Here is a 24,047-nt window from a genome sequence, read left to right as displayed (position 1 = left end):
CTACGGCTTCCAGTTGGCGATGATGCTCACCGGGCGGTGCAGCACGAGGCGCGTCGCCACCACGCGGAAGGGCATCGCGCCTTTCAGCGCTTCGGCATCGCGCTCCTTGATGACCACGGCCACCCTGCGCCCCGACTCAAGCACGGCCCTGAGGGCCTTCTCGTCCTTCAGCTCCGGCATGTGAAGGCGGCGCGTGAAGAGGTTGAGGGTCCCGTTGAAATCGTCCTGGTACTGGTACACCTCCTCCGCGCCCGACAGGGCGACGCCTGCCCGCCGGACGAGTTCGCCCCCGGACCTGAACTGGTTGAGAATCGGCGCAGCCGCCAGGTCGAAGCAGAGCGAGAGCACGGCCACGGCGGCGACCACGGCGAGGACCCGCCGCACCTCGCCCGCTGCGCCCCGGGGGAGTCGCAGGCCGTAGACGCACACGGCGAGCATCGCAACCCCCGCGGCCACCACGCCCGCAACCGCTGGAGGCGTGATCAGCGACTTCAGCTCGGCCAGCACCTCGGGGTCCTTCGCGAAGTCCAGGATCTCCATGCCTCCGCCCACGGCGGCGAGGACGATGAGGACGAACGTGGCCCTCCACAGTCCCTGGTGCCAGCGCAGTGGCGCGTGCTCTTCGCGGATGATGCCGACGATATAGCGGGCGCACAGCAGGCCGGCTCCCGGCATGAGCGGCAGCAAGTAACGCTCGCGCTTGCCCGAGAATAGCGAGAAGAACACGAGGACGGCGATGACCCACACGGCCCCGAGGAGCTCCGCGGGGTCGCGGCGCTTCTGCCACGCCCACACCAACGCCCCCGCGAGGAGCAGCGTCCAGGGCAGAGCGTAGATCGGGAATTGCAGCAGGTAGAAGTAGACCCAGTTGGCATGGGCCGCCCCCTCGGCGATGCGGCCGGCCGTCTGCTGGAAAAGGATGTCGTGGGCGTAGGCCCTGCCGCCGGAGAGGCAAGCCGGCACGAGCCACGCCGCGATCAGGCCCGCAAGGAGCGCCGCGCCGGCCAGGTGCCACCAGCCGCCCTTGCGCACCTCGCGGCGGCGCGCGGCGCCGTAGGCCGCGCTGACCAGGAGCGGCACCGCGACCCCCACGGGGCCCTTCGTGAGCAGCGCCAGGGCCGCCGCCCCGTACGCGGCCAGCCACCAGCGGCCGAGCCCCGGGCCGCCCTCGAATGCCCGCACCGCGCAAGCGATGCTCAGCGTGGTGAAGAGGGTAAGGAGCGGGTCGAGCACGCCGTAGCGGCAGATCATCGCCACCAGCAGACTCGAGAGGGTGATGGTCGCGGCCAGGAGCCCAAGGGCGGGCGAATGCAGCCGCCGTCCCAGCGCGTAGAGGGTGAGCGCCATCCCCATCGTCGCGAGCACCGAGACCAGCCGGCCCGAGTTCAGGCCCGCGCCGGCCTTCCAGAAACCGACCGCGAGCCAGTAGAACATCGGCGGCTTATCGGAGTAGGGCTGGCCGTTGAGGTGCGGCACGAGGTAGTTATTGAGGACGATCATCTCGCGCGCCACCTCGGCCGCGCGCGGCTCGTCCGGGTTCCACGGCTCGCGCGTGAAGAGCGACGGCACGAGGGCCAGCAGCGTCATGCCCACGATCGCCGCGACCGCCACGCGCGGGGTCACTCGGTCCTGCAAGATCAGCTCCCCTACGGCTTCGCCCGGCCGGCCGGCGGGCAATCAGGTCACGGGTGGCCGGCACTATCTATCCAAGCAGAAACGCCGCGGTCCGGCAAGCAGGAGTGGCGAAGGTGATGCACAGCGATGGCCTACCCGAGGCCCAGGTACTCGGAGGCATTGCCGCCCATGATCTTGGAGCGGTATTCCGGCGGCACGCCCATGCCGTCGAGCAGAACCTGGTAGTCGTGGCGCACGTCGGCCATCCACTCGTGGGCGACGTCGGTGCCGTAGCAGATCTTGTCGAAGGGGTGCTTGCCGCCGTGGCCGGTGTAGGGGTGCCCAGCCCTGTCCCACCAGAGGAGCGCGCGGAAGAACTCGGGGCTCTTGGCCTTGAGGCTGGAGCCGGAGAGGTCGAACCAGAGGTTTGCATTCCAGCGGGCGGCCATGGCGGCCTCTTCGTACCAGGGGTTGCCAAAGTGGGCGCCGAGGATGCTCAGCCGCGGGAAGAGCCTGGCAATGTGGTCGAGGTGGATGGGGCGGCAGCGGTTGGAGTCGTTGTCGTCGGGCTGCATGTCGCGGCGGCGGGCCACGATGCCGAGGTGGAAGAGGGCGGCCATGCCGCGCTCCTCCATGCGGCGATAGACCTCGTGGTACTGGGGCGCGTTGTAGGCGGCGCGGGGGAAGATGAACTTGATGCCGCGGAAGCCGCGCTCGTGGAATTGGTTGATGCGCAGCGTGGGGTCTGTGCCGAGGGCGAAGTAGGCGAAGGGGATGAGGCGGTCGGGGTGGGCCTGGGCGGCGGCAAGCACCGCGTCGTTCGACTCGCAGGAGAAGACGACGCACTTGTCCGTGCCGACCGCGTCACAGACGCGCAGCAGGCTGTCGAGTTCGCCGGGCTTGCCGTCGTAGTGCACGTGGCAATCAATCACCATGTGGGCTCTCCCTGGGTAGCCTGGGGCCTGGCAACGCGGCGTTCATTGTAGCCCACAGAGTCCATCGTGTCCATCTTGTCCACCGCCCGACGATGGGCAGGATGGGCACCATAGACGCGGCGGCGTGCCGGCGCGGTTCCGTGCTTGCAATCGGCGGGGCGTGGCTGTAGATTCGCCCGTCGGGAGCGGACCTTGGAACCTACGTTCGGAGCGAACGATGTTCGATCCTGACACCTGTTACGACGTGGCGGTGCTGAGCGGGGGGCTGTGCGGCTTCGCGGCGGCGCGGAGCCTGGCGCTCAAGGGCCATCGCGTGGCCCTCATCGAGCGAAGGCCGGTGTTGGGGTGGGAGGTGGCGTGGGCGTTCCACGTGGAACTTGGCGAGGTGACGTGCGACACAGCGCGCTGGCTCGCCGGGGCCATGACTGCCGCGGGTTGCCCCACGGGCGCGGTGGACCCCACCATCGCCGAGATGCTGCTCGACCGCGAGGCGGCCCGGGCGGGCATCGAGGTGCTGCTCCACGCCCAGCCCGTGGCCGTGGCTGAGGACGAGGAGGAGGGCACCCTCGCCGCCGTGTCGGTAGGCACAAAGTCGGGCGAGATGGCCGTCCGCGCGCGGGCGTTTCTCGACGCGACAGAGAACGCGCTCGTGTGGCGCCTGGCGGGCGCCCGCGACCTGAAGCCGTTCCGCGGCGCCGCGCGGCAGACGGTCGTCCTCAACGGCTTCGGGAGCGGACGGCCCGCCGCACCCGTGCGGCTGGGGAGTGTGGGCGGCGTCCACGACGTGGTGGTGCGGGCCACCGCATGGCCGGGCGAGGTGGCCGTGGAGTTCGGCCTGAGCGCGTGCGACGTGCACCTCGCGCGCCGCGCCCTGCCCGATCTGTTGCGCCACCTGCGTGACTCGGGCGACGCCTTTGCCAAGGCCCTGGTCACCAGCGTGGGGGTTGAGCCCTACCCCCTCAACAGCGTGGGCGATGACCGCCGCCAATGGTGGTGCGAGCGCTCGGATGTCGGAAACCTCTTCGCCGCCGGCTCGTGGCGTGCGACGGGCCGCACAGCGCGCGCCCTGACGCTTGCCGAGCGGCTTGCCATCGGCGAGGACGCCGCGGCCGGACTGGCCGAGGCGTTGGACAAGTTGCCCGAGGCGAGCCAACGGCACGTGGGCGCCCCCTCGCGCGTGGCGCCCCCGGCCCACCAGGCCGACGTGGTGGTGTGCGGCGGCGGCACGGGGGGCGCGCTGGCCGCCATCGCGGCGGCGCGACAGGGGGCGAAGACGGTGCTCATCGAGCAGAGCACCTGCCTGGGCGGCATCGGCACGGGCGGCGGAATCCACTCGTACTACCACGGCGTGGCGGGCGGGCTCCAGGACGAACTGGACCGCCGCGTGGCCGAGCTGGCGCCCCTCTTCGGCCCGGCCGCGGGCTTCCATCCCGAGGCGAAAAAGGTCGCCCTCGAACTCATGGCCGCCGAAGCGGGAGTCGAACTCGTCTACAACGCCACGATCACAGGCGTCCAGGCCGAATCGGCCCCGAGCAGCCTGCCATCGCGCACGGATGGCCCGGGCACCGCACGGCGCCTGCGCGCTGTCGTGGCCGCCGGCCCCGAGGGCAACGCGACGTATCGGGCGAAGGTGTTCGTGGACGCCACGGGCGACGGCGACGTGGCGGCGATGGCGGGCGCTGAGTTCACTTTCGGCCGCGCCACCGACGGGCTGCCCCACGCCTTTTCGCTGGCCGCAGGCCGTCTCGGCGACGACGGCAAGCTGCTCATCACGAACTTCGACGCAGGCTACTGCGACCCGACCGACCCCGTGGACCTCACCCGCGCCCGCCGCCATGCGCTGGGCCACTACTGGCGTGAGCGCTTCGACGCGAAGAACCGCTTGGTCTATATCGCGCCGATCCTTGGCCTGCGCAACAGCCGCCAAGTGGTGGGCGACTACCGCCTCACGATGGCCGACGAGATCGAAGGCCGCCAGTTCCCCGACGTTATCGCCTACGCCTATTCGCACTATGACAACCACGGGTTCGACTACGAGAACGAGAGCGACGAGGCGATGCTGTGGGTGTGGCTGCTGGGCAACTGGAGCCGGTGCTTCGGCTGCGAAATCCCCTATCGCTGCCTGCTGCCGGCAGGCATCGAGGGGCTGCTGATGGCCTGTCGCGCGCTCTCGATGACGCACGACGCGCACAACCAGCTCCGCATGCAGCGCGACCTCCAGCGCATCGGCGAGGCAGCCGGCGTGGCCGCCGCCCTGGCCGCGAAGCGGGGCCTCACGCCGCGGCAGCTTCCCGTGGTCGACCTCCAGGCCGTGCTGCTCGCGTCCGGCGCGCTCGGCCCGCGCGAGCAGCCGAAGCTGCCCGAGCCAGCCAAGATCGAGGCCGCCCTGCACGACAGCAGTTGGCTGCCGCCCCAGGTGCCCGCGCTCCCCTCGGCCGAGCGCATCACACAACTCGGCACCGACCGGACGTCGGAGGCGACGTGGGACCTCATCCGCAAGGGCGACGAGGCGTTGCCGCTGCTGCTCGACGCCGCCAGGGCCGAGAAGCCGGCCACGCGCTTCTGGGCGTCGGTGGCGCTGGCCATGCTGCGGCGGCCCGAGGCCGCGCCCGAGCTGCGCGCCGCCCTCGCCGAGCGCCGCGCCGAGGCGCCCGAAGGCCGCAAGACGGCCCCCCTGTGGCGCTCCGCCGCTGTGCTCCTCGGCCGCATCGGCGACCGCCAGGCCGTGCCTGAGCTGTGCCAGGTGCTGGAGGACCGCGGGGCCGACCTCGACTCCCTCATCGCCGCCGTGCGCGCGCTGGGCCGCATCGGCGACGACAACGCCGTCCCAGCCCTCAACGCACTCGTCGAGCGGATGGACCTCCCTGCCGAGCGGATTCTCCAGGTGAGCAGTCCGGGCGGGAACCCCGTGCGCGAGGACGCACGCTGGCAGCTCGACCTGGCCGCCGCTGAGGCCCTCGCAAGGCTGGGCAAACCGCGCCCCGATATCGCCGAGCGCCACGCGAAAGACGAGCGCGCTTACGTGCGCGCCTACGCCCGGCGCGTGGCGGGCGAGCCAGGTTTGTAGTGTGGCCCCCAGGCCGCCCCTCGGAGCGGCGATTCGCGCGCGAAGGCACGGGCTGAGGTCCGCACTACGAGTGCTCGGCTAGCACTTGCCCATCTTGCGCAGGGCCTGGAAGCTGCGGCCCGAGATGGCGAAGCCCAACCCGTCGCGGCTCCCTTCCTCGACCACGTACCACTCGGTGCGGTGCTGCTTCTCGCACAGGTCGAAAATCGTCGGCCAGTCGGCCTTTCCCTCGCCGATGACCGAGTCCTCGGGGCCGCCGAAGTCCTTCAGGTGCACCGAGCGGGCGCGGCCGGGGAACTTGCGCAGCGTGGCGATCGGGTCGCCGCCCCCGCCCGCACAGTTGCCGATGTCCATCTGCATGATCACGTCGGGCCGCGTCTGGCTGAACAGGCGGTCCCAAGCGATTTGCCCCTCGACCATGGCGAAATCGAACCCGTGCGCGTGATAGCCGCTGAACATCCCGAGCGGCTGGAGCTTCTCGGCAGCGCGATTGAGGATGCCGGCCAGCTCGGCAATGGTGGCGACGGACGACATCCGCGGCTTGTCGGCGGCGATGATGAGGAAGCGGTTGCCGAGCACCTGGTTGAACTCGATCGTGCGGGCCAGGTTGTCGCCCATCAGCGCGCCCGTGGCCAGGTGGATGCCGCAGCAGGCCAGGCCGTTGTCGTCGTACATCTTGCGGATGGCCTTGACGGGATGGCCCATCCACTCGAGCTTGTCGCCGCCATAGCCCCAGGGCTCGGCGCCCACGTAGCCCAGGCCGGCCACGGCCTTGAGCGTGGCCGCGAGGTCCTTCTGGCACTCGCCCCGCACCGAGAAGAGCTGCAAAGCGACCGGCACCTTCGACATGCTTTCTCCTTCCACGCAGGAATGAAACCCCTCGGACTCGTCGGACACGTCTGACAGGTCCGACTGTTCGAACGCCTCGGGCCTAGTCGCCCCCCACGACGCGTTCCACCACGAACCGCTGAAGCTCCGGCGACAGGTTGGTGAAGTAGGCGCTGAAGCCGGTGACGCGCACGATCAGGTCGGCGTGGCGCTCGGGGTGGCGCTGGGCGTCGAGGAGGGTGTCGCGGCTCACGACGTTGATGTTGACCAGCGTGCCGCCGAGGTCGAAGTGCGTGCGGATCAGGGCCTCGACCTTGGCCAGCCCCTCCGCGGTCGCGGCGAGGCCGGGGTCGAGGTCGAGCTGGAGCGGCGCCGTGTTGCCGTAGCCGGGCTGCACGAGGGCCACGGCCAGGGCCAGTTGCGTGGGCGTGCCCGGCCGGCCCTCGTTGAAGCCGGGCTCGGGGTTCGGGCCGTGCGACACGGGCTCGCCGGCCCTGCGGCCGTTGGGCGTGGCGCCCAGACGCTTGCCGAAGGCCACCACCTTCGCCCACGTGAACAGGCCGGGGATCATCTTCGCGCCCTTCGGCGTGGGCTTCGCCGCGACCAGCTCGGTGAACGTGCGCGCGATGCGGATGGCCCACTCGTCGGCGAGCGACTCGCCGCTGCCGAACCGGCGGATGTGGCGCATCATCAGCCGCGCGCGCTCGCCCTCGGCGCCCGCCCAGTTCGACGCCAGGTGTCCCATCAGCTCGCGCCACGTGAGGCGGCCCTCGCGCTCGACCCGCTGCTCGAGCGCTGCGAACGAGTCGGCCACTGTGGCCAACGACGCACCGTCCACCCCGATGTCGTAGAACTCCACCCCGCCGTTCGTCACGTCGAGGCCCTTCTCCACCGTGCCGTGGCAGAAGAGGTCGAGCACCAGTTCGGGGAAGACCTCGTGCATGTGCTCCAGGTGGAAGTCAATGCCCAGGGCGGTGACCTCGACGGCGCGGCGCAGGTGCCGTTCGAAGCGTCGCCAGAGCTCCTCGACGCCTGGCTCGACCGCCACGTCGGACATCATCTCCTTGAGCGCCACGTCGAACACCTGGGCGAAGTCAATCTTGATGATATCGGCCATGCAGTATTCGCGGCCTGGGATGGCGAGCCAGTGGCAGCCGGCGTAGATACGCGTGCGGGCCACCTCGACGGGGTAGCCGTTGCGCAGGAAGCCCTCGGTGCACGCGCGGTCGCCCACGAACTTGGGAAAGCCCATCAGGTCCTCGAACAGCACCTCGAGCCCGCGGCGGAACAGCTCGGGGCTGAGGCCCTCGCCCACGCGGATGCCGATGTTCGCGGGCGTCCTGAGGCGATGGACGGCTTCGAGGATGAGGAACGACACGCGGCTGGCCTGGTCGCGCCCCTGGGCGTCGGGGCCGCCGAGCTGGATGTAGGCGGTCTCGCTGAGCAGCAGGCAGGCGAGGTGGAAGATGGCCTCCTCGTCCTCGAGGCGGCCGGCGGCGCGGTCGCGCTCGTAGTAGGGCCGGAGCAACTCGTCGAGCTGGCCCCACTCGCCACTGCCGTTGAACATCTTGGCCACAGCCTGGAAGAAGACCAGCCACTGGCAGGCCTCGCGGAACGTGGCGGGCGGGTCGGTGGCCTGGCGGCGGCAGATGTCGGCGATGGCCTCGAGGTTGGCGCGCCGTTGTGCGTGGCGCTCGGCGGCGGCCAACGTGTCGGCGGCCTCCGCGTGGCGGCGCACCCAGCCCTGAATGCCCAGGAGCACGTGCTCGAGGCCCTCGTAGAACTCGGCGGCGTGAGGGTTCACGCGGCGGAAACGGCGCACCTTGTCGAGCAGCCCGCCCCAGCCGAGGTCGAGGCCGATCCGCAGGTCGGGGCAGAAGTGCTGCACGCCGCCGATCCCGTGGTCGAGCGCGTACCTCTCCTGCTCAGGCCTCAGGTGCGAGTAGTCGAGGTCAGGGTTCCAGCCCGGCTTGCGGTAGGACATGAAGTTGACCATGTAGACGCCGGCCATCGAGTTGTCGGGGTGCACGTGGGTGGGGTGGGCGTTGAGGAGTCGGCGGAAGTTCTCGCCCACGGCCCTGGGGCCGAAGAAGCCGCCGCTGGGGTGATTGGGCTTGGCCTCGAAGCCCTTGAGGATGATGTCGCGCACGAGCACGCCCGAGCCGCTGACGGCCTCGACCACTTCGGCGGCCTCGGGCGGCAGTGGCACCTGGCCTTGCTCGTCGGCGTCGCGCGGGCCGCTCATCTCGCGCTTCTGGCGCACCTGGGCCAGCTTCCACTCGCGCAGGAGCGCCAGGCGGTCGTCGTAGCTCAGCTCGGTGGCAGGCATTGTCGCGGATTCTCCTGAACCGCCCATGCCCCCCAGCGTACAACACCGCCCGCTTTTTCGCAACGGGCAGTCGGCCCCCGCGTTTGATCGCGGAGCGGCAAGGGCGTAGAATGCAGGCTACTCTCACTCGAAAGGAGGCCCCGCCATCGCCAATCCCGTGGTCGTCATCCAAACGTCCGAAGGCACGATCAAGGCCGAGCTATGGGCCGACCAGGCGCCCGCCACGGTGGCCAACTTTTTGCGCTACGCCGACGAGAGGTTCTACGACGGCACCGTCTTCCACCGCGTGATCAGCAACTTCATGATCCAGGGCGGCGGTCTCACGCCCGACCTGCGCCGCAAGGCCACCCACCCGCCCATCGTCAACGAGGCCAAGCCCGGGCTGAAGAACGCCCGCGGCACCCTGGCCATGGCCCGCACCAGCGACGTGAACAGCGCCACCTCGCAGTTCTTCATCAACGTTGCCGACAACGCCTTCCTCAACCACCGAGATAAGACGCCCCAGGGCTTCGGCTACTGCGTCTTTGGCAAGGTGACCGCCGGGATGGACGTGGTGGACAAGATCAAGGCTGTGAAAACCGGCACCGTGAGCGGCTACCAGGACGCGCCGCTCAAGCCCGTGGTCATCGAGAGCGTGCGGCGCGAGGAGGTCTGACTCAGGAGGTCGGCCATGTTGCGGACGGCGACGCGGCTGCTTTGCGCGCTCGGAGCCGCTGCGTGCGCGGCCGCGGGCGGCGCGCTGCACGAAGGCGTGGTCGAGCTGCCCAAGGCGCCGCGCACGAACGGCTTTGGTGCGTGCGCCTGGTCGCCTAAGGCCGACGCCGCGCTCGTGTGCCTCCAGGGCGATTACGTCGAGCGCCGCAGCCTCTTCGGCGGGCAGCAGGGCTATCTGCTCTCCGCATACTTTGTGGTGGACGCTGCGACGGGCAAGGCGTCGCCGCTGTGCCGCGCCCACGAGTGCACCTGGCTGGCCGACGGCCGGCTGCTCGCGCGCGGCTACGCGCCATTCGACACGCCCGACGTGGAGGCCCTCACCTTCAAGCCCGGTCCGCACGGCGACCGCGCGGCTTGCACGATCCTCGAACGCGACGGCCGCGTGGTCGGCGAGCTGAAGTCGCGGGCGATTGACTGCATCCCCTCTCCCGATGCCACGCGGTTCCTCGTCACGCAGGACCCCGCCGGCCGCAACAACTACCACTGCCTGAAGAAGCTCGCGCTGGAGTCGCTCGGTGGCGAGGCGACTACCCTGCTGCCGCCTGTGGCCGAGCGCCCGGGACGCCTGGTGGGCTTCCGCCACGGCGCACGCTGGCTCGCGCCCGACCGCTTCCGCATCGCGGTGGTGGACATGGACGCCGCCGACGCCGCCCGGGCGCAGCCGGGCCTGTGGCTCAACGTCACGCCCGAACCGTACGACTACGACGTGGCGAAAGGCGCGTGGGCGAAGCTCGAGGGCCAGGCCCTCGACGACGCGCGTGCCGACCGCTATCCCATCGCCGACCGCGGCGAGGCGCTGGTCGCGTCGGGCCGCATCACCATGGTTGTGGATGGCAAGCGCTCAACGCTCGAGTGGCCCGAGGCCGCGGCAATGCGGCTCACCGTGCGCGCCGCCGCGCCCGACGGCTCGCGCCTGCTGGTGTGGGCCGAGGAGAACCAGATGGGCAAGGGCGCCTTCGGCCGCGATGGCGGCGGCGGAGTCGGCGCGCTCCCGGGCGCCGCGCCTGCGCCCCCGGCGCTGGCCCGTGGCTACTATGCCCTCGACCTCGCCAAGGGCACCAAGACCCGCATCGAGGTCAAGCTCGACGGCGTCTGGAACACGAACTTCTCGGTCTCCGCCTATCTCGAGGACGGCGCGCTGCTGCTCATTCCCGACGATGCGCCGGCCGCCATCGTGGACGAGGCGACCGGCCGCCTCGTGCCCTTCGCCGTGCCTGGGTTCCCGTGGGCCAACTTCGTCATCACCCGCTGGGCGGGCGTTGCGCGCAACGTCTACGGCCGCGGCCAGGCCGTGGGCGACGGCCGTGTGGCCGTGCTCGCGCGGCAGGCGCGTTTCGTCGCCACGCCGCACGCCGTTGTCGTGTTCCGCACGAAGGCCGTGGCGGGCCGCCTGCCCGTGCCCGAGGGCTTCCCGCTCGGCGAGCGCAGCTTTCTGCACTGGGCCCCCGATGGCAGCGCCCTGATGGTCACCAGCCACGACGGCGCCAGAGTGTGGCTCACACGCGCCGTTCCTGGCTCGGGGTCGCTCTAGGAGCCACCCAATGGCCTTGCTCACCCGCCGCGAGTTTTCGAAAGCCGCGCTCGTAGCCCCGTTCGCAGTGCCGCCTTCAGGCGGCCCTCTCGACGCCCTCGCCGCCGAACCCGCGCCCAGGCCCCGCAAGCCCAACATCGTCTATATCGTCAGCGATGAGTTGGGCTACTTCGAGCTGTCGTGCATGGGCCACAAGGAACTGCGCACACCCCACATTGACCGCCTGGCGTCCGAGGGCATCCGCTTCACACAGCTTCTCGCAGGCGCCTCCGTGTGCGCCCCCACCCGCGCCACGCTCATGACCGGAAAGCACACGGGCCACACCTCGGTCCGCACCAACGCCGGCTGGGAGCCGCTCCGCGCCGGCGAGGAGACCATCGCCTCGATGCTCCAGAAAGCCGGCTACGCCACCGGCGGCTTCGGCAAGTGGGGCTGCGGCGCCCGCGGCACCTCCGGCGTGCCCGAGACCCACGGCTTCGACGTCTTCTTCGGCTACTATGACCAGGTGCACGCCCACACCTTCTTCCCCTCCTACCTCATCCGCAACAGCCAGGAGGTGCCGCTCGAAGGCAACCCCGGCAGCTACCTCGAGGGCAAGACCTTCAGCCAGTACGTCATCCACGACGAGGCCAAGAAGTTCCTGCGCGCGAACAAGGGCCGCCCCTTCTTCCTCTACCTCCCCTACACCCCGCCCCACGGCCAGTACGGCTTCCCCGACGACGACCCCTCCCTTGCGCCCTACCGCGACAAGCCCTGGCCCCGCGACGCCAAGGTCTACGCCGCGATGGTCAACCTCGTGGACCGTCAGGTCGGCGAAATCCTGGCGATGCTCAAGGAGCTCGGGCTGGACGACGACACTATCGTCTTCTTCTCCGGCGACAATGGCGGCTTCGAGTACTTCGCCGACAAGGCGGCGTGCCCCGACGGCCTCCACGGCCCCAACGTGGACCCTGCCACTGGGAAGCGGGCCTTCCGCGGCGGCAAGGGCCGCCTCTACGAGGGCGGCCTCCGCGTTCCCTACATCGTCCGCTGGCCCGGCAAGATCAAGCCCGGCCGCGTTAGTGACCATCTCGGCTACTTCCCCGACATCATGCCCGCCCTGGCGGAACTGACCGGCGCTGCCTGCCCAGCCGACACGGACGGCCTGTCCATCCTCCCTGAGCTTGTCGGCGATTCGGCGGTAGGGCGTGCATACTTGCACGCGGAACCCGCCCAACGCCAGCACAAGTACCTCTACTGGGAAGACGGACTTCACATCGCCGTCCGCGAGGGCACTTGGAAAGCTGTTCGCACCCGCGGCCCCAAGGGCGTGTGGGAGCTCTACGACCTCGCCACCGACCTCGCCGAAACCACCGACCTCGCCGCCAAGCACCCCGACATCCTCGCCCGCCTCAAGGGCTACGCCGAGGAAGCCCATGCGGACATCCAGGAAGGCGAGGTTATTGACCGAGACCTCGTTCTCAAGGACCGCTACATCCCCCTCGGCAAACCCATCCCCGACAAGCCCTGGGGGCCGCCGGCTGGGAAGGAGAGGAAACAAGAGGGGTAGGAGTTGACAATGAGTGGAACGTTCACCCGCCGCGATGTGGTGAAGATGGCCGGGCTAGCCGGCCTGGCAATGATCAGGAGAACCGGTGCGATGGCAGCAGAACCTTCGCGGCGTGAGGACACGCCGCCCACAACCAAGCCGCCGAATGTCTTGATCATCCTCGCCGACGATATGGGCTTCTCGGATATCGGCTGCTACGGCGGCGAAATCGAGACGCCCAATCTCGACAAGCTGGCCGCAGGCGGCGTGCGGTTCACGCACGGCTACTCGACGGCCCGCTGCTGGCCCACCCGCTCGTGCATCCTGACCGGCTACTATGCGCAACAGGTTCGGATGGACCCGCCGCGCGGCCGTCTGCCGGAGTGGGCGCGCCTCTTGCCCCACTATCTCAAGCCCGCAGGCTATCGCTGCTACCACAGCGGCAAGTGGCACGTGATGGGCGCACCCAAGCCTTGCGCCGATGCCGGCTTCGACCGCTCCTACAAGCTCGACGACCACGACCGCCACTTCTATCCCCGCACCCACCAGGAAGACGACCAGCCCCTCCCGCCCGTCCAGCCCGACAGCGGCTACTACACTGCCGACTACATGGCCGACCACATGGTCCGCTGCCTCAAGGACCACGCCGCGAACCACGCCGACAAGCCCTTCTTCGGCTACCTGGCCTTCACGGTCCCCCACTTTCCGCTTCACGCCTTCCAGGATGACATCGCCCGCTACCGCGAGCGCTACCTGGCGGGCTGGGACGCCGTCCGCGAGGCGCGCTGGAAGCGACTCCGCGAGATGGGCATCGTCAACTGCGCCCTCTCGCCGCTCGAGACCGCCTTCACCCCCCGCTACTTCAAGAAGGAGTTCCTCGACTCCCTCGGCCCCGGCGAGGAGGAGCACCCGCTCCCGTGGAAGGACCTCACCGAGGAGCAGCGGCAGTTCCAGGCCACCAAGATGGCCATTCACGCGGCGATGGTGGATCGCATGGACCGCAACATCGGCCGCGTGATCGAGCAGGTGCGCGCGATGGGCGCGCTCGACGACACGGTGATCTTCTTCCTCTCCGACAACGGCGCGGACGCGACGATCCTGATCCGCGGCGACCGGCACGATGCCCAGGCCCCGCCCGGCTCGGGCGCGTCGTACCTGTGCCTCGGCCCGGGCTGGGCGAGCGCCTCCAACGCGCCCTTCCGCCGCCACAAGATCTGGGTGCACGAGGGCGGCATTGCCACGCCTTGGATCGTCCATTGGCCCAAGGGCATCAAGGCCCGGGGCGAGTTGCGGCACGACCAGTGCCATGTGATTGACTTCGTACCGACGCTGCTGGAGCTGGCGAGACCCCCTGAAGGCGGCACTTCAAACATAAGACTGCCTGAAGGCGAGACTCAAAACGCGCCGCCGCTGCCGGGCAAGAGCCTCGTGCCGGCCTTCGCGCGCGACGGCGCGGTGACGCGCGAGCGGCTCTTCTTCCATCACGAGGGCAACCGCGCGCTCATCGAGGGCAACTGGAAGCTCGTCTCCGCCCGCGAAGACCAGGATGCCTGGGAACTATTCGACCTCTCGACCGACCGCTGCGAGATGGTGAACCTGGTGCCCAGGCACCCCGAGCGCGCGGAGGCGATGGAGGCCACGTGGCGCGAGCTGGAGGCCAGCTTCCGCATCCAGGCCGGCCCGCCGCCCGAGCCGCCGCCGAAGGACAAGGGCCCAAGCCAATGAAGGACCGCGCGCCTTAGCGCACGCGGCCCATGCGCTGCTGCCAGTCGCGCAGATAGTCTCCGCGCCATCGGTTCACGGTCTTCGCGCCCGGCTTGCCCTGGTCCGCCAGGGCGGGAGCGGGGTTGTCGTGCCAGTAGGTCGGCCGCGAGTCGGGCTCGGGCCGCACGAAGGCCCCACCCCAATGCTCCGCCGTCGGCTCGTCGGGATTGCCGCGGAGGAGGTAGAGCACCGAGGGCGTGTCGCCCATCTTGATGTCGGCCTTCTTGCGAAAGTACAAGTCGCCCAACGCTCCGTGGCCCCGGACGTGCCGCTCGACGAACGAGCGGTTGCCCAGGTCGCCCTCCTGCGGCCCGCCCATGTACATCCCACGGAAGGTGGTGTCGGACTCGATCCACCACAGGTTGGGGTGCTCGCGGAAGAGGTAATCGCGCGACGCGCGGTCCTGCGCCGTGTTCCACGACCCGATGGAGTGGACGCGGATGGACTTCTTGATGGCCGGGTCGTCGCGGACGGCTTGGGCGACGTCGGTGATCGAGCCCCACACGAGCACCCAGAGGGGCCGCGCCTGGGGGTCGTGAGCCTTTGCGCGCTCGATGATCCAACGCGAGCCCTCGGTGGGCGCCGAGAAGCCTGCCGGCGGCGCGGGGTCCGTCGCGCCCTGCTTCGTCAACGTCCGCAGCGCCTCGGGCCGCGGATAGCCGGCCGAGTGCTTCACGAGGTTCGGGAAGTCCTCTTCATAGGCGGCGATGACCTCGAGGATGTGCTCGGCGCGGCCTTTGCCGGGGGGAGACGACACCAGTCCCTCGATGTCCAGCACGTCGGCGTAGAGGAGCAGGTGGACCATGGACTGGAAATCGTCGGGGTCCGAGCCGCCGATGTCGGACGACACGACGACGCGGGGGCGTTGGCCCGCGAGCGCGCCCCCGGGCGGCTGGGCAGGAGCGGCCGAGGCTACCAGGCCGAGGAGCAGAACGGGCGGGAGCATCACAGGCCTCCGAGGACGTTGAGGTTGTATCCTGTGCCGAAGAGCCGGCGGTTGGCCTGGTAGAGCGGATGTCGGAACCGGGCGAGCGCGGCCGCGCTGTCCTTCGCCCTCGGGTCGGCCCAGACGCGGAGCGTGCCATCGGGGTAGGCCACGAGCACGTGCTCGCCGGGCAGGTCGAGGAGCTTGCAGGCCATGGCCACCTCGCCACCTGCGCCGAGGGTGGCGAGACGGTGCCCCTTTCGGTCTATCACCTCGAGGCCCCCGTCCGTCGCCCGCACGAGCTCGTGCAGGCTGTCGCCGTCGAGGTCCACCGGAAGCGTGCGGTAGACGCTGAAGCCGAGGTCGAGCTTCTCGCCGGTCACTGCGTTGAAGACGAACTCCTGGACGCCCGTGCGGGTGGTGCCGCCCGGGCCGGCGCCCTTGCTGCCGATGCGGATGGCCATGGCTACGGGCGCACCGCTGTCGCCGAGGCGGGCCACCCAGCCCATGTCCATGTGCCCCTCCCCCACGTCGCCCCACACGCGGGCGCCCTTGGCGTCGAAGACGACCACGCGGGGCTGGGCCCTCGGGTCGCTCTCGCGGCAGGTGTAGACGAGCCACTGCCCGGTCCTCGGGTCGGTGAAGGGCTGCACGACGTCCGAATGGCCGCGATAGGAGTCACGGTCCGCGCAGAACAGCTCCTTGCCCGTGTCCAGCTCGATGCAGCGCTCGCCCCACATCACTTCCTGAACGCCGTCGCCGTCGAGGTCGCTGATGGCGCACATGTGGCTGCCGCGCGCGCCGGGGGCATCGGCGGCGATGGTGCGCTCCCAGCGAGGCTTCATCTCGCGCGTCCAGGCCTGGAGGTGCATGCTCTCGTAAGTGCCCTGCGCGGTGACGAGCACGGCCTCGCCGCGGGCGTGGCCGCCCAGGATGAAGTTGCGGTGGGCGTGGCTCAGGCTCTGTTCCGAGTTCTTGGCGGGCCAGGGCCAGCGGCCCGTGCTCTGGCCCGTGCGGGCATCGAGGCGCTCCAGGCAACGGCCCCGGTGCCCGAGCGGATGCTCCGCGTCCGTGTTGTTGACGAAGTAGATCTCGTCCACGCCATCGCCATCGAGGTCGAAGGCGAAGAGCGGGCAGAACCACATGCCCGGCACCACGCCCCTGCCGAGGTCCAGCCGCCAGAGGACCCGGCCGTCGGCATTCATGAGCGCCAGCTTCAGCGTGTCGGTAGGGTAGAAGAACATCTCGCTCCAGGGGTCCACGTGCGCGTCGGCGCAGTACGCCGCCAGAAAGGCGGGCCGGCTTCCTGGGCCAAGCTGCACGGGCACCGCACGGCATTGCCCGAGCCGCGAACCGAGCGACACTTCCAGCGCCACCTTCAGGGGCTGCTCTGCCACGGCGGGTTCTCCGGACACGATGGCTGTGGACCATCCAAGAGCCAGGGCCGCCCACACGCGAGAGACTCGCTGCCGCATGCCCGCGTCACTCCTCCACACCCTTGAGCCCAATAGCGCCGCACCCGGGCGCGCGGGCCCACCATTGCTGGGGAGCCTACCATTCCGCGATGCGGGGGTCAAGGGCAGCGCGCACCCGCAGCGGCAAAATCGGATTGACAACCTGCCCCAGTGTCATATAATGCTTCTTATAATGGACTCGTACCTGCCCGACAAGCGGAAACCACAGCACTTAGAGCGCCGCGCGCGCCCCCCCAGATCAGAGATTATATTCAACTCAACCCCCGAACCGGCCCCCGCGCTCCCCCTCGGCCGCCTCCTCGACGAGTTCCTCACCGACCTCGAGAACGCCGGCCGCGCTCGCCATACCCTCGTGAACTACCGCTGCGACCTCCGCCGCCTCATCGAGTTCGCCCCCGAGGGCCTCCACGCCCTCGGCCCTGCGCGCCTGCGCCTCTACTTCACCTCCCTCGCCGGCAAGTCGCCCGCCACCCGCGCCCGGGCTCAGGCATCCGCCAACGCCTTCCTCACCTGGTGCTACAAACACGACCTCATTCCCGCCAACCCCATGCAGAAGCTCGACCGCGTCAAGCTTCCCGAATACCACCCCCGCCCGCTGGAGTCCCGCACCATCCGCAAGGTCCTCGACGCCATTCCCAAGCAGAACCTCCGCGATCGCCTGCTCTTCACTTTGATCGCCGAGACAGGACTCCGCGTGTCCGAAGCCCTGGGCGTCTATTTCGAGGACCTCGTCCTCACGCCCGACGACGAGCAGATCGTCGTCCGCGGCAAGGGCGGCCGCACCCGCACCGTGATGCTCTACGCCGCCCCCGAGAGCCTCCAACTCCTTCGTCGTTACCTGCGGGAGAACCGCATCGCCTCGGGCGCGCTCTTCCGCGGAGACCCCGCCCGACGCGGCACCAGCCGCCCCGTTCACTACCGCACCGCCCACCACGCCTGGCTCCGCTACTGCGCCAAGGCAGGAGTGCACGCCGGCATCCACGCCCTTCGCCACAGTTTCGCCACCCGGCTTCTCAACGAGGGCATCAGCCTCGGTGTCGTCAGGAAGCTCCTCGGCCACCGCAACATGCAGACCACCCTCCGCTATGCCGACGTCACCGATGCCACCGTCAAGCGGGAGCTGATGACCCATCATCGCCGGTCGTTGTGATCCGCGGCCCCCTTCTTCATCGCCTTTTCCCCACTTGACCCTTATGTTACTTATCTTGATTTAGTGACGCGTCATATTGCCGATTCACAAAGCCTTGCGGTGTTCATTTGTACTCGTACCATGCCTATGTGCTTTCATATTATCCTTTTGTGCCACTTACTAATAATGCATGCTCTATGCTTCCATGCGTATCTTACGACAATATAGTCATTTGCATTGCGCATTGTGTCTGCCTCCTGATGAGAGCACCCTCGATCTGGCTATTCCATGGCACGGTGCCAGCGTCGTGGCGACAATCCTAGGGGCCCCTCTCTCGCTCCCGGGCACGCCGGGATTCCCAGCCCCTCGGTTGCACACCATGTCGTCGCGCCTTCAGGCGCGCGCGTCGCGGGGCGCAATACGCCCGGCGCCACCTAGGTCGAGCGCCCTCGAGGCCCTGTCGGGGCCATGCTTCGCTCACCCCCGCCTTGAGGTTCTCTCCGCTCCCTCGTGCGCGGCTCAATGCCGCTCGGGGGCGCGAGCGCCGGCTCTCGGCACTGCGTGTCTGTCGCGCGCGAGCGTGGCGGCCCGGTCCGCCCGCGAGGCGCCACACGCTGTCCCCGCGCAGCCCTCGCCTTCCGCCGTGCTCGCGCCTCGAGCGACGCGCCACGCGGGGCGGTGTCCGCGAAGGCCCTCACGACGGACGTCCCGGTTCCACTGCCTGCGCCTGTGCTCAGCCGCGCTGCATCGTCTGCTTGCATGCCCCGTGCAGCATCCGCTCTGCCGGTTGGCGAGGTCTCCTTCGGATGAGAAGGGTTCCGGCCGCGCGTCCGGCCTCTCGGCCCCAATGCCGGAGTAAGGAGCATCCTGGCGCAGCCTGGGGAACTACCATCCACGCGCTCATGCTGCCGCGCGGCGCGCGCCTGAGCCGGCCAGCGCGGGCGCCCCTCGTGGCTCTTGCTCATGCGTCAAGCGCCGCGCGCCGTCGTCGCGCACGCTGGCGCGCTCAGGCTCCTCGCCAGCCAATGGCACGCAGGCGCTCGTGCAGGCGTGCAGCAGTGCATTCGCCGCCGAGGTGTCGCGCGAAGAGGCGGAGGACGTTCATCGCGATCGTCGCGAGGCGAAGGAACGCCGCGGTGCCGCGCGGGTCGCCCGAGGGCAGCTTGCCGTCGTCGAGGGGCCAACGTGGGTGTCCGAAGAATGGCCGTATACGGCTGGCAGAGGCCGATAAACAGGCGATCGTGGGTGTTGGATCATGGAGACGAGTGGTCACGATCCCGGTCCGTTCGGGTCGGGCCTCTGCACAGTCGGCGTGGCGCTCGATGAGGATGGCGCGAGCCCAGTGGCGCGCGCGGTACGGCGCGAGGGCGGCGCCGAGGTCCAGCGCGCGAGCCCCGTTGCCGATGGCGGTCCACCGGGCGCTCGCCGCCGCTGGCGGGTGCACGGCGCGAACGAAAGCCCACGGTCCTGTGGCCAGGTATGGGAGGCGCTGCCGCGCGAGTTCGCGAAGCACGGCCTCCGACACGCACGGGCCGTGGAGCCGCACGAGACGCGGCTTGGCGGAAAGCAGGCGCTGGGCCTGCGAGAGCGCTTCGTGCACGACGGGCAGCCAGTCGGCGGGGTCGCGTTGCAGGCTTTGCGCGAGGGCTTCGCCGGCGGAGAATGCCACGGCCCACCGGTATGTGCGGGTGCCGCGGTGGCGCGCTCGCCGCACGCGTCGCTCGGCCGCATCGAGGTCGAGGATCGGCGCGCGCTGTGCGAGCGCGCTGCCGTGCTCGCGCAGGAGGCGCGCATTCGCTTCGTCGAGCTGGCGCAGGTGTGTGACGTGGAAGGCGTTGAGGAAGTTGTGCGCGGTGGTGTGGTCGCAGAACCGCGGCAGGCCGAGGGCGCGGGCCAGATCGTCGCGACGCTCGAGGCACGGCTCGATCTGCGAGAGGCGCGTGGCCCCGAGCCAGGCCATGGCCAGGAACTGGTAGCAGAGCACGGGGTCGCGAAAGGCGCTTCTCCGGCGCCGGATCGGCCGCGCGAGGTTGCGTCGGCGCTTGACCGTCACGTGGCCGAAGAGGCGCTCGACCCCGACCACTTCGCGCGCGTACCAGCCGAGGGCCTGAAGGAGGTCGAGAGCGGGCGCGACAACAGGAAGAGCCATCTCTGTTGCCATTGGCGCGTGAACCTTCTTAGGTATATGCAATAACTCAGTATTGTAGTCAAAGCGTTCTAACATGTCAAGTACTTGTATGTACATTGCTTATGAATGTAGTTGCTGCGCGGTTTACGAGCAGAGAAATGGCATAAGGTGCTTTAAATACATAGGTTACGACTAATTCGAGATACTTGCATCAGATGCCCAACCCTGAGGCGCGGTTGACCGTCCGACCGATTGCCTGGACCTGCTGGGGCGCTGCGGCGCCAGACCGCACACGGGGGTGCGGGACGGTGGTGTGGGCCATTTCTGCGGGCAGTTTCTGTTGTGGATGTCCATAGCAATAAGCGTCTCGCCTGTCGAACGGATGAAGGTAGCCGCAAGCGAGACGCTCGCGGCTACCTATTCCGGGGATTTACGCAACGGAAACCGCCTACGATTTCGGTCCGCATCCAGCGGGGCGGTGGTGTGTTGACTCTGGCCGGGGGCGCCCCCTATACTGGCTGGGGACGGGGAGTGCGCCAGAAAGGAGCGATGCGAGATGAGGCACGCAGCATGGGTGGCTGTGGTGGGGCTGGCCTGTGGATTGGGGGCCGTGGCTTGGGCCGCCGATGCCGAGGAGGCCATCGAGCCGAAGGAGCGCATCGAGCTGTTCAACGGCAAGGACCTCACGGGCTGGGTGCTCATCGCGGGCGATGAGCCGGAGAAGACGTTCACGGCAGAGGACGGGGTGGTGAAGTGCTCGGGCCGGCCCGCGGGCTACATGCGGACGGAGAAGGCCTACAGGAACTACAAGTTTGTGATGGAGTGGCGGTTCCTCAAGCCGGGCAACAGCGGGGTGCTGGTGCACATGAGCGGGAAGGACGTCGTGTGGCCGCGCAGCCTGGAGTGCCAGGGCGCGTTCCAGAACCAGGGCGACTTCTGGGTGATCGGCGGCTTCGAGTTCAGGGAGCACAAGGCGGGGGGCGAGCGGGTGAACGGGCGCCGCCTGGCCAAGCTGGGCGCTCACAATGAGAAGCCCGCCGGCGAGTGGAACGTGTACGAGATCGTGTGCGACGGCGACACGGTGCTGCCGTACGTGAACGGCAAGCTGATGAACGAGGCGCACGAGTGCAGCGACACGAGCGGGCGCATCTGCATCCAGAGCGAGGGCGGGCAATGGGAGGCCCGGAAGATCTACCTGGAGCCTCTGAAGAAGTGAGGCGGCAGTGGCCCACGGGGAATTGAGCGCAGAGGTCCGGGCGCTGGCCGCCCGCCACAACGAGGCCGCCTGCACGTTGATCGCGGTGCATGCGTTCGCGTCGGCGGCCGAGGCTCTGTGCCTGGCGATCGGGTCGCTGGCCGGCTACTTCGCGGGCAGCGCAGCTCGCACGGTTTCGCGGGGCAGCTTCGATGCCTTCTGCCGCCGGTATCTGCCCGAGCTGGGCGGCGTGAATCCCGGGGTGGCCCTCGCGGGGCGGCCCGGGCGGAGTCTCGGCTCGTGCGCTGAGCTGCTGCACGAGGCTTTTCGTGGGGGCCTGTTCCACGAGGGCGAACGCGCCTCGGGGATTCGCGTGGTGGACGACCGGGGCAAGTGGATGCTGAGCATCGAGGGCGACGGCGTTGCGCGGCTCAACATCATCCCCTTCCAGGCCCAATTCGAGCGGGGCTTCGAGGCGTACCTGCGCGACCTCGCGCGCGACCCGGCTCTCGCGGCTCGGGCCGCGCGCCGCGCCGCCTTTCTGGCCAGGCTGTCATTCGTGATACGCGACGCCCACGAGGCAGACGCCGCGAAAGTCGGAGAGCGATGAAGAGATGTGGGAGGAGCTTCCTCGCGGGAAGTTCCCCCCACATCCCCTTCTAAGGACTCTCGTGGCGGGTCTGTAGCGTTCGAGCGGCTCGAATGGTCCAGACCCGTGGAGGAGTTCTCGGGAGGGCGGATGCACGGGGGAGGATGCCCTTCTTGCGAAGATGGGCGCTCCCCCCCGCAGTTCAGCCCGCTACTCGGCCAGCCAGGTGAGGGCGCTGGTGAGGAGTTCGACGTTGCCCGCGACCTGGCGGACAAGCTGGTTGCTGAACGCATCTACGTCGCTGAAGACGAGAAGTTTGGGGCCTTTGGCGCCGGCCTTGGGGCGGATGGCGGCGATGAGGCAGGGGGGCTTGGCGCCCTCGCCGCTCTCGGCGGGCCGGGCGAGGCGGAAGACCTCGAACGACGCGTCCTCGGCGGGCGGCGTCACGGCCAGTTCCGTCGCCGTGTAGCAGACGAGCGGCTCGCGCGTCCAGCGTTGCGCGAAGTCGAGCTTGGTGTTCAGTTCCATCTCGATCGCCACGGGGGGGGTGAGGCGGCCGGGCACCTCGAGCACCTTCTTGGGGTCGGGCACCGTGACGCCGAAGCGCTTGAGGACGTCGGCCAGCGGCACGGCGCCGTCGGGCGGGTCGAGCATGAGCGCCAGGCGGCCGCCGCCGTCGAGGTAGGCGGCGAGGGCCTTCTCGAGCTCGGCGGGATAGGGTTTCTTGGGGCCGGCGAGGACGAGCACCTGGCAGTCGGCGGGGACGGCCTTTGCGCTGGAAAGGTCGAGGGGGCCGGTGCGGAAGCCGCTGGAGTTCAGTTGCTCGACCACCTGGTTGAGGCCCTCGTTGCGGCGGTCGGCGATGCGCCGCTCGCCGTGGCCTTCGGCGAAGTAGAGGAGGCCGCGGTCGGTGAGGAGACCGTCGAGGGCCTGGACGAGGACCTTTTCGCCCTCGAAGCGCGCGACGGGGGCGACGAGGGGGCCGGCGGTGTCGTCGCGGCCCAGGAGTTCCGCGCCCCGCAGGATGCGCACGCGGCCGGCGTACTGGAGCACCAGCGCGTCCTCGACCTCGCTCACGGGACGCTGGAGCGAGCGGGCGAATTCGCGCACCGCCTCGGCCTGGGTGGCGAAGTCGAAGTGCTGCGCCTTCACCTTGTCGGAGGCGCGGGCCATGGCCTCGGCCAGGGCGCGCGTCATCGCCTGATCGTCGGGCAGGCGCAGGGCCAGCAGCACGGTGCCCGCGTCGGGCTGCTGCATCTGGAGGCCGGCGCCGCCGAGGAGCGGGTTGCTGAGCATCTGGAGGAGATATTGGCGGGGGTCGGACGAGACGGTGGTGACGCCGAGGGGCGCCTCGAGCTTGGCCAGCTTGGCCCGCAGGGGCTCGCCGATGGGCATGAAGTAGGGGGGCGTGAGGCCCCCCGCTGCGCCGCCCGCGAGCGCGGAGAGCTCGGCCGCGATCTTCTGGTACTCATCGAGGTTCACGGCCAGGGCCTCGCCCGTGCTGCCGAGGCGGCAGTAGCAGGCTTTGCGGCGCGTGTCGGCCGCGTAGACCTCCAGCCGTTCGGTGCCGACGCCGCGGCGTGGGAAGGTGAGGACGAGCGCCGGCTTGGCCGCCTTGCCGGCGTCGGACCTGAAGAACTCGTCGGCCTGCTCGCCGCGCGACACCTGAGCGAGGCGCGAGAGGCGCTTGGTCAGCTCCTCGAATTCTTCGCCCGGCAGGCGGCTCTCGAAGCCGGCGTTCGGCTCGCCGGCGCTCACGCCCTCGCCCACGCGCAGCACGCGGCGGCCGGTGTGCACCTCCACGCGGCGGCCGCTGCGCTCGCCCGAGGGGCCGCTGGCGATCGGGTTGAGCAGCCACAGGAGCGCGAACACCACGTTGCCCACGGCCAAGAGGCCGATGACGGGGTAGAGGAACACCGACGGCGAGCCGCCGCGGCTGGCTGTCGCTGTGTCCTTGGCCATGCCACACATCTCCTCTTCAGCGGGGACTAACTCACCATGCTTTCCCACGACGGGCGGCCACGGCTCGCCGGGCCTGGCCCCCCTGGAATTCTAGTTGCCGGCACACGCGAAGTCAAGGCTACGACATCTTCGGGCGCACGGCTCCCAGTCATGGTCCCCCGCCGCGGAGGCATCCAGGCAGTGCCCGTTCCTCACCTGTATCACCCTGTGAGAGCGAGCGCGATGCAGAGGGGCAGGAGCGGCCCCGGACCGCCCCACGGCCATACTTGCTCAAACTAGGCTCGACTTTCGCCAAAATGGAAGACGCCGAGAGCCCACGTGGTATGATGTATTT

General features: G+C 69.5%; 16 protein-coding genes. 8 read left to right on the top strand and 8 right to left on the bottom strand.

Annotated features, from left to right (window positions below; all coding sequences use genetic code 11):
- Positions 1-1,635, bottom strand: coding sequence for a glycosyltransferase family 39 protein (locus tag PLE19_18435; GenBank protein HPD16930.1), 1,635 nt, complete (start codon positions 1,633-1,635; stop codon positions 1-3).
- 131 nt (positions 1,636-1,766) lie between these two features.
- The gene (locus PLE19_18430) at positions 1,767-2,549 is read right to left on the bottom strand and encodes an amidohydrolase family protein (GenBank protein HPD16929.1); all 783 of its coding nucleotides are present in this window, start codon (positions 2,547-2,549) and stop codon (positions 1,767-1,769) included.
- A 217-nt stretch (positions 2,550-2,766) separates the two neighbouring features.
- On the opposite strand from PLE19_18430, the gene PLE19_18425 reads away from it, so the two are divergent.
- Complete coding sequence (locus PLE19_18425) at positions 2,767-5,616, top strand: FAD-dependent oxidoreductase (GenBank protein ID HPD16928.1); 2,850 nt, start codon at positions 2,767-2,769, stop codon at positions 5,614-5,616.
- Positions 5,617-5,694: 78 nt separating this feature from the next.
- Here the strand turns inward: PLE19_18425 and PLE19_18420 are convergent, their stop codons facing one another.
- Together PLE19_18420 and PLE19_18415 are read right to left on the bottom strand one after the other, a co-directional pair.
- The gene (locus tag PLE19_18420; GenBank protein ID HPD16927.1) at positions 5,695-6,465 is read right to left on the bottom strand and encodes a sugar phosphate isomerase/epimerase; all 771 of its coding nucleotides are present in this window, start codon (positions 6,463-6,465) and stop codon (positions 5,695-5,697) included.
- 82 nt (positions 6,466-6,547) lie between these two features.
- Positions 6,548-8,773 (bottom strand): pyruvate formate lyase family protein, encoded by a 2,226-nt coding sequence (locus PLE19_18415; GenBank protein ID HPD16926.1) that lies wholly within the window; start codon positions 8,771-8,773, stop codon positions 6,548-6,550.
- 145 nt (positions 8,774-8,918) lie between these two features.
- On the opposite strand from PLE19_18415, the gene PLE19_18410 reads away from it, so the two are divergent.
- The 4 genes from PLE19_18410 to PLE19_18395 are packed head-to-tail and all read left to right on the top strand — an operon-like array spanning position 8,919 to position 14,271.
- A complete protein-coding gene (locus PLE19_18410; GenBank protein ID HPD16925.1) occupies positions 8,919-9,428 on the top strand; it encodes a peptidylprolyl isomerase in 510 nt (169 codons plus the stop codon).
- 15 nt (positions 9,429-9,443) lie between these two features.
- A complete protein-coding gene (locus PLE19_18405) occupies positions 9,444-11,018 on the top strand; it encodes a hypothetical protein (protein ID HPD16924.1) in 1,575 nt (524 codons plus the stop codon).
- A gap of 10 nt (positions 11,019-11,028) precedes the next feature.
- Complete coding sequence (locus PLE19_18400) at positions 11,029-12,567, top strand: arylsulfatase (protein ID HPD16923.1); 1,539 nt, start codon at positions 11,029-11,031, stop codon at positions 12,565-12,567.
- 9 nt (positions 12,568-12,576) lie between these two features.
- Positions 12,577-14,271, top strand: coding sequence for an arylsulfatase (locus tag PLE19_18395; protein HPD16922.1), 1,695 nt, complete (start codon positions 12,577-12,579; stop codon positions 14,269-14,271).
- A gap of 13 nt (positions 14,272-14,284) precedes the next feature.
- On the opposite strand, the gene PLE19_18390 is transcribed toward PLE19_18395, so the two are convergent.
- On the bottom strand, positions 14,285-15,256 hold the full coding sequence (locus PLE19_18390) for a DUF1593 domain-containing protein (protein HPD16921.1): 972 nt from the start codon (positions 15,254-15,256) through the stop codon (positions 14,285-14,287).
- Positions 15,256-16,632, bottom strand: coding sequence for a polysaccharide lyase 11 (locus PLE19_18385; GenBank protein ID HPD16920.1), 1,377 nt, complete (start codon positions 16,630-16,632; stop codon positions 15,256-15,258). The genes PLE19_18390 and PLE19_18385 overlap by 1 nt, the downstream gene beginning before the upstream one ends.
- Positions 16,633-16,882: 250 nt before the next feature.
- On the opposite strand from PLE19_18385, the gene PLE19_18380 reads away from it, so the two are divergent.
- Positions 16,883-17,860 (top strand): tyrosine-type recombinase/integrase, encoded by a 978-nt coding sequence (locus tag PLE19_18380; GenBank protein HPD16919.1) that lies wholly within the window; start codon positions 16,883-16,885, stop codon positions 17,858-17,860.
- Between the two features lie 985 nt (positions 17,861-18,845).
- On the opposite strand, the gene PLE19_18375 is transcribed toward PLE19_18380, so the two are convergent.
- The gene (locus PLE19_18375) at positions 18,846-19,988 is read right to left on the bottom strand and encodes a hypothetical protein (GenBank protein ID HPD16918.1); all 1,143 of its coding nucleotides are present in this window, start codon (positions 19,986-19,988) and stop codon (positions 18,846-18,848) included.
- A gap of 535 nt (positions 19,989-20,523) precedes the next feature.
- Here PLE19_18375 and PLE19_18370 point away from each other — a divergent pair.
- Together PLE19_18370 and PLE19_18365 are read left to right on the top strand one after the other, a co-directional pair.
- Entirely contained in the window at positions 20,524-21,183 is a 660-nt protein-coding gene (locus tag PLE19_18370; protein ID HPD16917.1) for a DUF1080 domain-containing protein, read from the top strand.
- Positions 21,184-21,190: 7 nt separating this feature from the next.
- Positions 21,191-21,772 carry a hypothetical protein gene (locus tag PLE19_18365; GenBank protein ID HPD16916.1) on the top strand — a complete coding sequence of 194 codons (582 nt, stop codon included), beginning with the start codon at positions 21,191-21,193 and terminating at the stop codon, positions 21,770-21,772.
- Between the two features lie 189 nt (positions 21,773-21,961).
- Here PLE19_18365 and PLE19_18360 read toward each other — a convergent pair whose 3' ends face one another.
- Positions 21,962-23,713, bottom strand: coding sequence for a Gldg family protein (locus PLE19_18360; GenBank protein ID HPD16915.1), 1,752 nt, complete (start codon positions 23,711-23,713; stop codon positions 21,962-21,964).
- Positions 23,714-24,047 lie beyond the last annotated feature (334 nt).

Source organism: Planctomycetota bacterium (genome assembly GCA_035384565.1).
In the GTDB taxonomy this organism is placed as follows: domain Bacteria; phylum Planctomycetota; class PUPC01; order DSUN01; family DSUN01; genus DAOOIT01.
This window is presented reverse-complemented; position numbering and strand designations above follow the sequence as displayed.

Excerpts from the sequence above, each read along its gene's own strand:
- PLE19_18360 (HPD16915.1), bottom strand. The coding sequence starts at position 23,713 with ATGGCCAAGGACACAGCGACAGCCAGCCGCGGCGGCTCGCCGTCGGTG.
- PLE19_18380 (HPD16919.1), top strand. The coding sequence starts at position 16,883 with ATGGACTCGTACCTGCCCGACAAGCGGAAACCACAGCACTTAGAGCGC.
- PLE19_18370 (HPD16917.1), top strand. The coding sequence starts at position 20,524 with ATGAGGCACGCAGCATGGGTGGCTGTGGTGGGGCTGGCCTGTGGATTG.
- PLE19_18405 (HPD16924.1), top strand. The coding sequence starts at position 9,444 with ATGTTGCGGACGGCGACGCGGCTGCTTTGCGCGCTCGGAGCCGCTGCG.
- PLE19_18420 (HPD16927.1), bottom strand. The coding sequence starts at position 6,465 with ATGTCGAAGGTGCCGGTCGCTTTGCAGCTCTTCTCGGTGCGGGGCGAG.
- PLE19_18375 (HPD16918.1), bottom strand. The coding sequence starts at position 19,988 with ATGGCTCTTCCTGTTGTCGCGCCCGCTCTCGACCTCCTTCAGGCCCTC.
- PLE19_18415 (HPD16926.1), bottom strand. The coding sequence starts at position 8,773 with ATGCCTGCCACCGAGCTGAGCTACGACGACCGCCTGGCGCTCCTGCGC.
- PLE19_18390 (HPD16921.1), bottom strand. The coding sequence starts at position 15,256 with ATGCTCCCGCCCGTTCTGCTCCTCGGCCTGGTAGCCTCGGCCGCTCCT.
- PLE19_18395 (HPD16922.1), top strand. The coding sequence starts at position 12,577 with ATGAGTGGAACGTTCACCCGCCGCGATGTGGTGAAGATGGCCGGGCTA.
- PLE19_18430 (HPD16929.1), bottom strand. The coding sequence starts at position 2,549 with ATGGTGATTGATTGCCACGTGCACTACGACGGCAAGCCCGGCGAACTC.
- PLE19_18425 (HPD16928.1), top strand. The coding sequence starts at position 2,767 with ATGTTCGATCCTGACACCTGTTACGACGTGGCGGTGCTGAGCGGGGGG.
- PLE19_18400 (HPD16923.1), top strand. The coding sequence starts at position 11,029 with ATGGCCTTGCTCACCCGCCGCGAGTTTTCGAAAGCCGCGCTCGTAGCC.